This window comes from Rathayibacter sp. AY1A4, assembly GCF_002930955.1.
Classification (GTDB): domain Bacteria; phylum Actinomycetota; class Actinomycetes; order Actinomycetales; family Microbacteriaceae; genus Rathayibacter.
The window spans coordinates 287,759-300,376 of record NZ_PSTN01000001.1; the positions used below are offsets into that span (position 1 = coordinate 287,759).

The window sequence follows — 12,618 nt, forward strand, 5'->3', positions numbered from 1 at the left end:
GCTTACAGTGCGTCGACCGGGATGCCGCCGGTGCCCGGCTGGGCGGGCTCGCGGTGGACCGGGTAGACCGTGCCCCGGGCGCGGTCGATCGCGATGCTGCCGAAGGCGAGCACGATTCCGGCCGCGGTCAGGCCCACGCCGACCCAGATGGGCGACAGGTAGCCCAGTCCGGCGGCGATCGTCAGGCCGCCGAGCGCGGCACCCACCGAGTTGCCGATGTTGAGCGCGGAGTGGTTGAGCGCTGCAGCGATCGTCTGGCTGTCGCGCGCCACGTCCATCAGCCGGGTCTGGATCGCGGGCGACGCGGCGGCCGAGAAGCCCGCCGAGAGGAACGCGAACACCACCAGGCCGACGACCGACGAGGCCGACAGCGCGAGTCCGATCAGCGAGACGCCGACGCCGGCGAAGAACACCACCAGCGCCCGCCGCACGTCGCGGTCGGCGGCCCAGCCGCCGACGAGGTTGCCGACGGTCATCCCGAGGCCGATGACGACCAGGATCCACGGGACCGCGCCGAGCGGCAGGCCCGTCACCTCGGTCGCGAGCGGCGAGATGTAGCTGTACATCGCGAAGAGTCCGCCGAAGCCGATGGCGCCGACGAGCAGGGTCATCCAGACCTGCAGGCGCCCGAACGCCCGCAGCTCGTTGCGGACGGTCGCCGCCGGATTCCCGGGCTGCGCGGGCACCAGAAGCTGGACGGCCACGACGGTCAGCGCGAAGAGCACCGCGACCACGAGGTAGGCGGTGCGCCAGCCGGCGATCTGCCCGACCCAGGTGATCGCGGGCACGCCGACGACGTTCGCGATCGTGAGCCCGGAGAGGACGAACGCGACTCCCTTGCCGCGCTTGCCGGGACCCATCAGGTCGGCGGCGACCAGGGAGGCGATGCCGAAGTAGGCGCCGTGCGGGAGCGCGGCGACGAAGCGCGCGGCGAGGACGAGCGGGAAGCTCGGAAGCAGTGCCGAGCCGATCGTCCCGACGGTGAAGGCGACGAGGAGGGTCAGGAGGAGCCTCTTGCGCGGCCAGCGCGCCGCTGCGGCGGCGATGGTGGGGGCGCCGACCACGACGCCGAGTGCGTAGGCCGAGATCAGCATCCCGGCCTGCGAGACGGCCTGCTCCTGGCTCACGGCCCAGACCCCGGGGAGGAGGTCGGCGGCGAGCTGCGGGAGGAGCCCCATCGCGACGAACTCGGTCGAGCCGATGCCGAAGCCCCCCATCGCGAGGGCGAGCAGGGCGAGGCGGGTCCGAGCGGGCGAGAGCGTCACCGCTCAAGGCTACTCAGGATCGGGCGGATGTCGAATCGATTCGAGAAAGCCTGGACACGAGAGGTCGCGGCGGGGACCCGCTACTCCCCCAGCGCGTCGTTCAGCCGGGCGATCTTGCCGTCGATCTCGCCTGAGTAGCCGGGTCGGATGTCCGCCTTCAGGACGAGCGACACGCGCGTCCCGAACGCTCCGACGGCCTCCGTCGCGCGCTTGACGACGTCGAAGACCTCGTCCCACTCCCCCTCGATCTCGGTGAACATCGAGGTCGTCCGCGACGGCAGGCCGCTCTCGCGGACGATGCGGACGGCGGCGGCGACGGCGTCGTGGACGGACGCGTCGGGCGCCTCGCCCCCGGACGGTGCGACCGAGAATGCGACGAGCATGGGAGCCTCCTTGACTGCGCGCACCGCGTGCCGGCCCCGCGCCCTCCGAGCCTACGAGCCCTGTGGCGCCAGGCGGGTCTCGCCGGTCAGCGACGACGCGGAAGTCGTGGCGCCGGGTGCGACGACCCGCGCCGTCCCCATCCTCCACAGCTCGCGCAGCAGCCAGCCGAGCAGCACCACGAGGAGGATGTTCCGCACGGTCAGCACGAGCACCATCCACCAGTGCGACCAGAGGAGGAAGAGGTAGAGGTACGGGTAGACCACCTGGGTCAGAGCCGCAGTGACGAGGGACAGCTTCGCGGGCCGGTCGAACGCGCCGTCGCGGCACGCGATCAGCCCGGCGATCACCGGCGGCGCGAGCCAGACGATGTACTGCGGCGAGAGCACCTTGTTGGTGTCGATGAACACGACCACGAAGGTCAGCGCGAGCAGCGGGAACAGCCTCGCGGGGTCCGCCCGGCGGGCGAGAGCACGGGCACCCAGCAGGGCCACGCCGAGCATGGCCAGAGCGAGCAGCGGGGTCATCAGGCTCGCCGCGAACTCGGTGCCGGGCCCGTGCATCTCGAAGGTGTTGATGTCGGCGGCGTAGTAGACGTAGCTCCCCGATCCCGGGAGGACCGACAGCCACATCCAGGGAGTGCTCACGACGGCCTCGATCTGGAGGCCCCGATCGGTCTGATCGGTGACGAAGCTGAAGACCTGGTCCCCGCCGCCGACGAGGACGACCGCGAGCACGATGATCACGGAGGCGACCGCGGGGAAGAGGATCATCCGCAGCCGTCCGCGCAGGACCAGCACGGCAGCGGCGAGGATCGCGGCCGGCCACACCTTGATCCAGGTGGCCACGGTCAGCAGCAGCGCCGCGACGCCCGGACGGGTCGCCGCCCAGAGCATCCCGGCGATGGCCGGCGGCGCAGTGAAGGCGTCGATGCGGCCGATCGCGATCGGCCCGAGGAGGACGAGGAACAGCAGCCACCAGCGCGCCGCGGCGAGGCGAGGTGCCGACCGGCCGCGCAGCAGCAGGGCGAAGGCGGCGGCGTCGGCGAGCGCGACGAGGACGAGCCACATCAGGTCGTAGCCCGCCGAGCCGAAGAGCCAGGAGGCGGCGATCGGGCCCCAGGCGAGGATCGGGTAGACCCAGCCCGTGTCGATCCCGGCGATGCCGCCGCCCTCGACGGCGGTCCTCATCCACTCCTTGTAGACGATGCTGACGTCGCCCATCGGCAGACCCGGAGCGAACAGCGCCAGGAGGGAGAGCACCACGTGCACCAGCGCGAAGGCGCCCCAGAGCACGGCGACGGAGTCGCGGTTCTCGCGCAGCCGGGCGAGGGGGCGGGAGGACGCTCGAGGAGGGGAGGACGGCACCGCGTCATTGTAGAGGGGCCGCTGAACGGGACCCTGGCAGCACCTGAGCCCGCCTGGGAGCGCCGCTCCCGCCGGGCATCGGTCCCCCGGCGGCGTCGGTCGCCGCCGGGCGTCAGCAGACGGCGTCGCGACCCGACGAACTCAGTAGCCGGCGAACGCGTCGGTGCGGATCCGCTTCGCCCCGGCACCGCGCAGGGCGCCGCGGACCGAGTCGACGAACGACGGCGACCCGGAGACGTAGCCCACACGGCGGCCGGCGTCCGGCACCGCGTCCGCGAGCAGCTCGGCGGTCAGTCGGCCTGTGACGTGCGACCACCGTGCGGGCAGGTCGGTCGGCGCCTCCTTCGAGCAGAGCACGACCCGGGCCCCCGACTCCTGCAGCAGGTCGCGGTACGCGACCTCGGCGAGGCTCGGCGCGGCGACCACGACGACGACGTCGCGCCGCGGACCGTCCGCGAGCGAGCGGAGCTGACTGGCGAACGGGGTGATCCCGATGCCGCCCGCCACCAGCAGCAGTGGCACGGCGGGATCGGCAGGCAGGACGAAGTCACCGCCGACGCTCGTCGCCCGGAGCGAGTCGCCGGGCTCCAGAGCGGCGAAGGCGCGCTTGAAGCTGCTCGCCTTCTCCGGCATCCGCAGGGCGATCGCGATCTCGCCGTCGGACGGAGCGGAGGAGACCGAGAAGGTGCGCCGGCTGCCCCGGCTGTCGGCGCGGTGCGGCAGGTCGAGCTCGAGCCACTGGCCCGGCTCGAAGGTCAGCGGCGAGCGGGAGCGGAAGCGGTACTCCGCGATGCCCGGCGCCAGCACGCGGGTCGAGGCGAGCTCGAGCGTGTGCCGCCGACGCTGGCGGAATGCGAAGGCGAACGCGAGGGCGTTGCCGACCACGAGGCCCAGCTCCGGAGTGGCGGAGACGACGCCGATGTGGAAGGGGACGCTCGCCACGAGCGCTGCGACGACCGCGATGATCAGCTGCTGCGAGCGGCGCGGCGCGAGCGTGAGCGGCTCCGTCAGCATGAAGGCGCCGGCGAAGACGAAGGGGTAGGCCGTGAGGACCAGGGCCGCCGCGGCGCCGAGGTCCTGGCCGTTCTGCACCGCCTGCTGCACGGACACCCCGCCGGCGACGACGACGAAGACGGCGAAGACGGCCCAGCGGCGGACCCGCGCGACGATCAGGAGGGAGCCCACGACGACGAACGGCCAGATCGCGCCACTGGCGATCCACCAGGCTCCGGCGTTGAGCCCGGTGAAGCCGATGATCAGCACGGCGACCGCGGCCGGGTTGAAGAGGTGGCGGCCCCGCCAGGCCAGGACGTACTTGGACGCGGCGGCGATCGCGCCGACGAGCGCGATCACGGCGAGCCCGCGAGGATCGGCCGTCGGGAAGAGCAGGCAGGCGATCAGCAGACCGGTGACGAGCGAGGACTCCAGGTGCGCGCGGCTGCGGAACAGCCGCGCGAGGACCGCGCTGACCAGGGCCGTCGAGGCGACGGCGACGAGCGTCGTGCCGAGGATCTCGAGCGGCGTCGAGAAGATCAGGCCGGCTGCGGCGTAGCCGACGGCGACGAGCAGGAGCGCGGCGAGCGTCATCCAGACCAGCCGGTAGGTGGTGACGCGGCCGAGGGCGCGGTCGAAGGTGCCGATCATCGGAAGACCTCTCCGGGGAAGGAAGGCGAGTAGTGGAGGGTGCCGTCGCTGCGGACGCGGACGAACTCGAAGTCGAAGCGCTCGGCGAGGGCCTCGGGCGGACAGACGAACAGCGCGGTCGCGAGCCCGTCGGCGACGAGGGCCGTGTCGGCCACCGCCCAGGCGGCGACGATGCTCTCGACCGGAGCTCCGGTCCGCCCGTCGAGGACGTGGTGGAGGCCGCTGCCCCAGGCGCGGCGGTTGCTCGCCGAGCCGCAGAGCGCGCGGTCGCCGGGCACCGCCACTCCCAGTGCGCTGCTCGGGTCCCACGGGTGCTCGAGGCCGACCCGGACGGGTCCGGCTCCGATGCCCCGGAGGTCGCCGCTCGCGTCGACGACGGCGGGCCCGACTCCGTCGAGCTCCTCGAGGACGAGGTCGACGAGCTGGCCCTTGCCCGCGGCGCCGACGTCGACGACGGTCCCGGGCTCGACCCGCAGTCCCGCCGCCCCGCGTCGGGCGGCGGCCCAGGAGGGAGCGGGGACGGCGGGTCCGCGCGGGACGAGGGTGTACGCGGAGTCGTAGCCGAGCTGCTCGAGAGAGCCGCCGACGAAGGGGGTGACCGCCCCGCCGGTCAGCTCGTCGAGCACGTCGTACAGTGCGAAGAGGTCGGCCGCCTCGTCGGGGAAGACGTGCTCGCCTCCGACCCGCAGCTGCGAGACGGCGGAGTCGTCACGGAACCGCGACCAGGTGCGGTCGTACTCCGCGATGCGCGCCTCGACCCGCGAGCGGTGGGAGGGCTCGAGCGGCTCGGCGGTGTCGATCTGCCAGCCGGTGCCGATCGCGTCGAACCGCCACGCGTGGCCGAGGACCGTCGGGGCGTCAGGCCGTGGCATCGGCCTTGATGGTCTCGACGGCGTCGTTGAAGCCGCCGGAGGTGAGGGAGGACCCCGACACCTTGGAGACCTTCAGCTCGTCGAGCTGCTTGCCGACGACCTCGCCCGCGATGCCGCCCGCGAAGCGCGACTGGTACTGCTGGCCGGTGGGGTTCTCCGACTCCGGGGTCACGGTCACGTCGGTGACGACGCCGTCGGCGAGGGTCAGCGAGACGCCCACCTTCTCGTTCCCTCCGGGCGAGGTGTAGGCGCCCTCGGCCTCGTAGGTGCCGTCGGCGTAGCTGCTGCCGCTCGCGGCGGAGGACGCGGCGCCGGTGGCCTCGGGGGCGGAGCTGGTGGCGGTGCTCGGAGCGGTGGTGGTCGCCGCGTCGGCGGCGTCGCTCCCGGTCGTGGTGGTGCTGGAGCAGGCGGCGAGCGCGGCGAGGGTGCCGGCGCCGGCGAGGAGGGTCAGGGCGTAGCGGGCGGGAGTCGTGGTCTTCGCGGTCATGTCTGTTCTCCTGGTCAAGGCGGACGCGGCGGATCCGACGGTAGAGATGCTCGCTTCGAGCACCCGATGAGGCGGCGGTGCGGAGCCGGTTAGCCGGGCCGCGGGCGTCGCTTCCTCCAGGACAACGGCGGCGGTCCCGGTTCGGTTCAGCGCTCGTCCGACGGGCGTGTCAGCGCAGGAGTGCGGCGACCACTCCGGGCAGGTGCTCCGCGATGTCGAGCGCGGCGATCGGGCCGCCGGCGGAGGCGCTCCGTCCGGCCTCTGCGTGCAGGACGGCGGCCGCGGCGGCCACGGGGGCGAGGTCCTCCGCGGTCAGAGTCGCCCCGGCCGCCTCGGCGTCCGCGGCCCGACCGGCGAGGAGTGCGCCGAGCACGCCGCCGAGGACGTCGCCGCTGCCCGCGGTCGCCAGCCAGGGCGTGGATCCGGAGACCTCGAGCTCGACGCCGCCCGCGACGACGTGGGTGGTGCCGCCCTTGAGGAGCACGCAGACTCCGAGGCGGTCCGCCGCCCGGCGCGCCCACTCCCCCGGGGCCTCGGCGATCGTCGCGGCGTCCGCGTCCAGACCCGCTCGGCCGAGCACTCCGGCGAGCTCGCGGTAGTGCGGCGTGATGACGACCGGGCCTGCGGCCTCGTCGATCAGGTCGAGCGCGCCCGCATCGAGCACCACCGGGACTCCCGAGTGCAGCTGCTCGATCAGGGTGCGCCGCTCCTCGTCGCTGCGGTCCTCGGCGCTGGTGCCGGAGCCGACGAGCCAGGCCTGCACGCGTCCCACCGCGGTCACGACCTCCGGCCGCCGGGCGAGCACCAGTCCCGCGGGCCGCTCCGGTCCGAGGTAGCGGACCATGCCGACTCCCGTCCGCACCGCCGCCTCGACGCCGAGCACCGCCGCTCCCGGGTACCGCTCCGACCCGGTCGCGATCCCCAGCACCCCGCGCGTGTACTTGTCGTCGTCCTCCCGCGGCACCCTGATGCTCCGCGCCGCCTCCGCCGTCCCGACCCGCTCACCCATCCCGCCACCCTACGTCGCCCTGCGACGGAGCCGCCCGGTGCCGCCGCTGCCGCACTGGTGCCGGCGCAGCGCACTGGTGCCGGCGCAGCCGCACTGGTGCCGGCGCAGCGCACTGGTGCCGGCGCAGCCGCACCCCTCTCCCCTTGCTCCAGAGGGGCGCGGGTGCTGGAGGGGGCAGTCGCAAGGCGGAGGAGGAAGCGGTACCGGCGGTACCGCGCCCGACGACAACGCCGCGAACGCCCCCTCCAGCACCCGCGGGCGCGGGCCGCGGAGGGGTCGGATGCAAGGCGGAGGAGGAAGCGATACCGGCGGTACCGCGCCCGACGACAACGCCGCCTCCAGCACCCGCGGGCGCGGGCCGCGGAGGTCGGATGCAAGGCGGAGGAGGAAGCGATACCGGCGGTATCGCGCCCGACGACAACGCCGCAGACGGCCCCTCCGCGGCCCGCGCCTAGCGGCGGGTGGCGTCGTCGACTTCGCCGACGAGCTCCTCGATGATGTCCTCGAGGAACAGCACTCCGGTGGCGCGGCCCTGCTCGTCGAACGCCCGGGCGAGGTGGGCGCCGGTGCGCCGCATGATCGCGAGGGCGTCCTCGAGGTCGGTGGCCTCGAAGATCGAGGCGAGCTGGCGGATGCGCTTGGCGGGGACGGGGAGGCGGAACTTGGCGCCCTCCGTGTCGCCGTCGAGGTCGAGGACGTCCTTGAGGTGGATGTAGCCCTCGGGGGTGCCGTCCTCGCCGAGGATCACGTAGCGCGAGAAGCCGTGCTTGGCGACGGCGCGCTCGACGTCGGCGGGGGTCGCTCCGCTGGGGAGGCTGACGATCCCGTCGAGGGGCAGGGCGACGTCGTGGACCTTCTTCTCGGTGAACTCGAACGCGGCGAGGAGGGTCCCGGTCGAGTCGCGGAGCGTGCCCTCGCGGGTGGACTGGTCGACGATCGTCTGCACCTCCTCGAGCGTGAAGGTGCTGTTCGCCTCGTCCTTGGGCTCCACCTTGAAGAGGCGGAGCACTCCGTTCGAGACCGCGTTGAGGGCGACGATGATCGGGCGGAGGACCCGGGCGATGGCGACGAGCGGCGGCGCCAGGAGGAGCACGGCGCGGTCGGGCATCGAGAACGAGATGTTCTTGGGGACCATCTCGCCGAGCACCACGTGCAGGAACGACACGATCAGCAGCGTGATGACGAAGGCGACGGTGCCGGAGAGCTCGTCGGGGATGCCGACGGCGTGGAGCGGCACCTCGAGCAGGTGGTGGATCGCCGGCTCGCTCACGTTGAGGATCAGCAGCGAGCAGACGGTGATGCCCAGCTGCGTGGTCGCGAGCATCAGTGTGGCGTGCTCCATCGCGGCGAGCGCGGTGATCGCGCTGCGGCGTCCGCTCTCCGCGAGGGGCTCGATCTGGGAGCGGCGCGCGGAGATGACCGCGAACTCCGCTCCGACGAAGAAGGCGTTCGCGGCGAGGAGCACCACGAGCCAGGCGATTCCGGCCCAGTCACTCATCGTCGGACTCCTTCCGTCCGCGGTGTCCGCGGGCGACGTCGGCGAGCGGATCGGGGATCCCGTCGGGATCCGCGTCGGGGTCGGGCGTGAAGCGGAGGCGGTCGATGCGGCGGCCGTCCAGGCGCTCGACGCGCAGCGAGCCGCCCTCGACGTCGACCCGGTCGCCGACGGCGGGGAGGCGGCCGAGCTCGCTCATCACGAATCCGGCGACCGTCTCGTAGGGCCCCTCCTCGGGGATGTGCACGCCGGCGCGGTCGAGGACCTCGTCGGGGCGGAGCATGCCGGGGAAGGTGGTGGAGCCGGGGAGCTTGACCACGTCGGCCCGGGAGCGGTCGTGCTCGTCGGCGACCTCGCCGACCAGCTCCTCGACCAGGTCCTCGAGCGTGGCGACGCCCGCCGTCCCGCCGTACTCGTCGACGACGACCGCGAGCTGGAAGCCGCGTCCGCGCAGCTCGGTGAGCAGCACGTCGAGCTTCATGGTCTCGGGGACGCGGAGCGGCTCGGAGCGCAGCGCCGTGACCGGCACGTCGGACCTCTTGCCGCGGGGCACGGCGACGGCCTGCTTGACGTGCACGACTCCGACGATGTCGTCGATGTCGTCGTCCGTGATCGGGAAGCGCGAGAACCCGGTGGTGCGGGCGAGGTCGAGCACGTCCTGCGCGGTGCTCGCGCGCTCGACCGTCGACAGGCGCAGGCGCGGCGTCATCACGTCGCCCGCGGTGAGGGCGGAGAAGCGGAGGGTGCGCCCGAGCAGGTCGGCCGTGTCCTCCTCGAGCAGTCCGGCACTGGCGGAGTGGCGTACGAGGCTCGAGAGCTCCTCGGCGCTGCGGGCGCCCGAGAGCTCCTCCTTCGGCTCGATGCCGACCAGGCGCAGCAGGGCGTTCGCGCTGCCGTTCAGCAGGGCGACGGCCGGGCGGAACACCGTCGTGAACGCGGTCTGCAGCGGCACGACGAGCTTCGCGGTCGCCCGCGGCAGGGCGAGGGCGAAGTTCTTGGGAACCAGCTCGCCGAGGATCATCGACAGCAGGGTCGCGATGACGATGGCGACCACCGTCATGACCGGCGCGAGCGCCTCCTCCGGGATGCCGAGTCCGCTGAACGGCTCCTGGAGCAGCGTCGAGAGGGCAGGCTCCATCGTGTAGCCGGTGAGCAGCGTCGTGAGCGTGATGCCCAGCTGCGCGCTCGAGAGGTGCGTGGAGGTGACGCGCAGGGCCGCGATGGTCATCCCCAGGCGCGTCTCGCCGCGGTCGCGACGGGCCTCGAGGTCGGCCCGGTCGAGGTTCACCAGCGCGAACTCGCTGGCGACGAAGACGCCGGTGCCCAGGGTCAGCAGCAGGCCGACGCCGAGGAGGAGCCACTCAGTTCCCACGGTGGTCGCCCCCGGTCACGAGAGGGTGGTGCGAGGAGAGCCGGACAGTGCGGGCCGGCGGAGCGGCGGCACCGGAGAGTCGAGCGGGAGTCCGAGGAGCACGGCGGCGAGCGGAACAGGCCGGATGCGCAGAGGGAGGGTCGTCCATTGTGGCGCCGAGTCTACCCGCCGCGGAGCGCCGCCGGGCGTGCTCCGATGCCGCGGCTCAGAGCCACTTCTTCCGCTTGAACACCGCGTAGAGCGCGAAGCCGAACAGCACCATCAGGCCCAGCGCCCAGGGGTAGCCGAGGCGCCAGTGCAGCTCCGGCATGTCGTCGAAGTTCATCCCGTAGATGCCGGCCACGAGCGTCGGGGCGAAGAGGATCGCCGCCCACGAGGAGATCTTGCGGACCACGTCGTTCTGGGCGAGCCCGGTCTCGGTCTGCCGGCGCGAGACGAGCGTCGAGTGCACCGTGAGCGCCTTGTCGAGGATCGCGCGCAGGGAGTCGACCGCCTCCGTCACGCGGATGGTGTGGTCGAGCACGTCGCGGAGTGACCGGCGCAGCTCGATCCGCTCCGGCGAGGGCGAGGGCTCCCCCTCCACGGGCGTCGACTCCTGCAGCAGCTCGTGCAGCAGGGCGGTCAGCGGCTGCACCGAGCGCTGGAAGTGGATGACCTCGCGCGAGAGCCGGTAGATGCGCTCGGAGAGCCCGTCGTCCGAGTCGTCGCCGAAGAGCTGGTCCTCGATCTCGTCCACGTCGCCCTGGACGCCGAACACCACCGGCGCGTACTCGTCGACGACCTGGTCGAGGATCGCGTAGAGCACCGCTTCGGGCCCGCGGGCGAGGAGGGCCGGATCCTCCTCCAGGCGGCGGCGCACGCGGGCGAGGTCCGGGGAATCGGCGTGCCGGATGGTGACCACGAAGTCGGGGCCGACGAAGACGTGCAGCTCGCCGAAGACGACCGTCTCGGCGGCGTCCGCGTAGCGCGCCGGCCGCAGCACGACGAAGAGCCCGTCGTCGTAGCGCTCGAGCTTGGCCCGCTGGTGCCCGCTGAGCGCGTCCTCGACGGCGAGCGGGTGCAGCCCGAACTCCTCGGCGACCGCCTCGACCTCCTCGCGCGTCGGGCGGTAGAGGCCGATCCAGGCCATGCCGTGCTCGTCGCGCATCAGCTCGAAGGTGTCCTCGAGCGAGTCGGGGTTCCGGATGCGGCGGCCGTCGACGTACACGGCGTTGTCGACGATGGTCATGGGCTCGGTTCTAGCACGCGGCGCCCGCTCACCAGCTGACCGGCAGCGCCTTGCCCTCCTCGTAGCCCGCGGCCGACTGCAGGCCCACGTGCGCCCGCTCGTGGAAGTCGGCCACGCTCCGGGCGCCGGCGTAGGTGAAGGACGAGCGGACCCCCGAGGTGATCATGTCGAGCAGGTCCTCGACCGAGGGCCGCAACGGGTCGAGGTAGATGGTGGAGGAGGAGATGCCCTCGGCGAAGAGGCGCTTGCGGGCGAGCTCGTAGGCGTCGAGGCGGTCGAAGCGCTCCTGCACCGCCTTGGCCGAGGCCATGCCCCAGCTCTCCTTGTAGACCCGGCCGGCCGCGTCGCTGCGCAGCTCCCCCGGCGCCTCGATCGTGCCGGCGAACCAGGAGCCGATCATCACGGAGGCGGCGCCCGCGGCCAGCGCGAGGGCGACGTCGCGCGGGTAGCGCACCCCGCCGTCCGCCCAGACGTGGGCGCCCAGCTCGTGCGCGCGCTCGGCCGTCTCGAGGACGGCCGAGAACTGCGGTCGGCCGACCGCGGTCATCATCCGGGTGGTGCACATCGCGCCGGGGCCGACGCCGACCTTGAGGATGTCCGCTCCCGCGTCGACGAGGTCGTGCACCGCGTCGGCCGTGACGACGTTGCCCGCCGCGATCGGCACTCCGAGATCGAGCGCGGAGACCGTCCGGAGCGCCCGGAGCATCCCCTCCTGGTGGCCGTGCGCGGTGTCGAGGACGAGGACGTCGACGCCCGCGGAGACGAGCGCGCGCGCCTTCGCCTCGACGTCGCCGTTGATGCCGATCGCCGCCGCGACGCGCAGACGCCCGTCCGCGTCGAGCGCCGGGTCGTAGACGGTGGAGCGGAGGGCGCCGGTGCGCGACAGCGTGCCGACCAGGGCGCCGTGGTGCAGCACGGGGGCGAAGTCGAGGTCGGCGGCCACCATGAGGTCGAAGGCGGCCCGCGCGGTGGGCACGTCGTCGGCGTCGATCGAGGGGGTGGCGGAGTGCACCAGGTCGCCCAGGCGCGCGTCCGGCAGCGCGGTCGCCAGGCGCGCGGCCGGGACGCAGCCGAGGATCGCGCCGCCCTCCTCCTGCACCACGAAGCCGTGGCCGGCGACGGCCGGCAGGATGCGCAGCGCCTCCTCCACGGTCGTCGCCGGCGAGGCGGTGAGGGCGCCGGAGAAGGCGACCGGCTGGCGCTTCACCCAGCGGATCGCGGCGTCCAGCGCCTGCAGGGGCATGTCCTGCGGGAGGACGCCGAGCCCGCCCCGGCGCGCGAGCGTCGCTGCGAGGCGCTGACCGGTGACCGAGTTCATGTTGGAGGAGACGACGGGGATCGTCGCCCCGGTGCCGTCGCCCGGGGCGAGCGAGACGTCGAGGCGGCTCGTCACCGACGAGCGGCCGGGGACGAGGAAGACGTCCGAGTAGGTGAGGTCGCCTGAGGGTGTTCCGCCGGAGAAACGCATGGGGGAAACGCTACTCCGGCGCGGCCCCGG

The 12,618-nt window shown here is 73.3% G+C and carries 11 protein-coding genes; all 11 read right to left on the bottom strand.

Annotated elements, in window-relative coordinates; all coding sequences use genetic code 11:
- Window positions 1-2: 2 nt before the first annotated feature.
- The 11 genes from C5B92_RS01285 to C5B92_RS01335 all read right to left on the bottom strand — a co-directional run bounded on the left by C5B92_RS01285 (window position 3) and on the right by C5B92_RS01335 (window position 12,588).
- Window positions 3-1,217, bottom strand: a complete 1,215-nt coding sequence (locus C5B92_RS01285) for an MFS transporter (RefSeq protein WP_104255294.1) — start codon at window positions 1,215-1,217, stop codon at window positions 3-5.
- A 128-nt stretch (window positions 1,218-1,345) separates the two neighbouring features.
- Window positions 1,346-1,648 (bottom strand): thiamine-binding protein, encoded by a 303-nt coding sequence (locus C5B92_RS01290; RefSeq protein WP_104224449.1) that lies wholly within the window; start codon window positions 1,646-1,648, stop codon window positions 1,346-1,348.
- Window positions 1,649-1,699: 51 nt separating this feature from the next.
- Entirely contained in the window at window positions 1,700-3,013 is a 1,314-nt protein-coding gene (locus C5B92_RS01295) for a glycosyltransferase 87 family protein (protein WP_104255273.1), read from the bottom strand.
- A 141-nt stretch (window positions 3,014-3,154) separates the two neighbouring features.
- Window positions 3,155-4,657: an oxidoreductase gene (locus C5B92_RS01300; RefSeq protein ID WP_104349997.1), complete on the bottom strand. Its 1,503-nt coding sequence runs from the start codon at window positions 4,655-4,657 to the stop codon at window positions 3,155-3,157.
- Window positions 4,654-5,529, bottom strand: coding sequence for an FAD:protein FMN transferase (locus C5B92_RS01305; protein WP_104246649.1), 876 nt, complete (start codon window positions 5,527-5,529; stop codon window positions 4,654-4,656). The genes C5B92_RS01300 and C5B92_RS01305 overlap by 4 nt, the downstream gene beginning before the upstream one ends.
- Complete coding sequence (locus C5B92_RS01310; protein WP_104224453.1) at window positions 5,516-6,016, bottom strand: FMN-binding protein; 501 nt, start codon at window positions 6,014-6,016, stop codon at window positions 5,516-5,518. The genes C5B92_RS01305 and C5B92_RS01310 overlap by 14 nt, the downstream gene beginning before the upstream one ends.
- Window positions 6,017-6,185: 169 nt before the next feature.
- Window positions 6,186-7,025: an ADP/ATP-dependent (S)-NAD(P)H-hydrate dehydratase gene (locus tag C5B92_RS01315; RefSeq protein ID WP_104287629.1), complete on the bottom strand. Its 840-nt coding sequence runs from the start codon at window positions 7,023-7,025 to the stop codon at window positions 6,186-6,188.
- 451 nt (window positions 7,026-7,476) lie between these two features.
- Complete coding sequence (locus C5B92_RS01320) at window positions 7,477-8,523, bottom strand: hemolysin family protein (protein WP_104224111.1); 1,047 nt, start codon at window positions 8,521-8,523, stop codon at window positions 7,477-7,479.
- Complete coding sequence (locus tag C5B92_RS01325) at window positions 8,516-9,892, bottom strand: hemolysin family protein (RefSeq protein WP_104225499.1); 1,377 nt, start codon at window positions 9,890-9,892, stop codon at window positions 8,516-8,518. Before C5B92_RS01325 ends, C5B92_RS01320 begins: the two co-directional genes overlap by 8 nt.
- Before the next feature lie 205 nt (window positions 9,893-10,097).
- Window positions 10,098-11,120, bottom strand: coding sequence for a magnesium/cobalt transporter CorA (gene corA, locus C5B92_RS01330; RefSeq protein WP_104224113.1), 1,023 nt, complete (start codon window positions 11,118-11,120; stop codon window positions 10,098-10,100).
- 28 nt (window positions 11,121-11,148) lie between these two features.
- The gene (locus C5B92_RS01335; protein WP_104246650.1) at window positions 11,149-12,588 is read right to left on the bottom strand and encodes a GuaB1 family IMP dehydrogenase-related protein; all 1,440 of its coding nucleotides are present in this window, start codon (window positions 12,586-12,588) and stop codon (window positions 11,149-11,151) included.
- Window positions 12,589-12,618 lie beyond the last annotated feature (30 nt).

Coding starts and splice junctions, on each gene's coding strand:
- C5B92_RS01335 (WP_104246650.1), bottom strand. CDS start 12,588: ATGCGTTTCTCCGGCGGAACACCCTCAGGCGACCTCACCTACTCGGAC.
- C5B92_RS01315 (WP_104287629.1), bottom strand. CDS start 7,025: ATGGGTGAGCGGGTCGGGACGGCGGAGGCGGCGCGGAGCATCAGGGTG.
- C5B92_RS01290 (WP_104224449.1), bottom strand. CDS start 1,648: ATGCTCGTCGCATTCTCGGTCGCACCGTCCGGGGGCGAGGCGCCCGAC.
- C5B92_RS01320 (WP_104224111.1), bottom strand. CDS start 8,523: ATGAGTGACTGGGCCGGAATCGCCTGGCTCGTGGTGCTCCTCGCCGCG.
- C5B92_RS01285 (WP_104255294.1), bottom strand. CDS start 1,217: ATGGGGGGCTTCGGCATCGGCTCGACCGAGTTCGTCGCGATGGGGCTC.
- C5B92_RS01310 (WP_104224453.1), bottom strand. CDS start 6,016: ATGACCGCGAAGACCACGACTCCCGCCCGCTACGCCCTGACCCTCCTC.
- C5B92_RS01305 (WP_104246649.1), bottom strand. CDS start 5,529: ATGCCACGGCCTGACGCCCCGACGGTCCTCGGCCACGCGTGGCGGTTC.
- C5B92_RS01300 (WP_104349997.1), bottom strand. CDS start 4,657: ATGATCGGCACCTTCGACCGCGCCCTCGGCCGCGTCACCACCTACCGG.
- corA (WP_104224113.1), bottom strand. CDS start 11,120: ATGACCATCGTCGACAACGCCGTGTACGTCGACGGCCGCCGCATCCGG.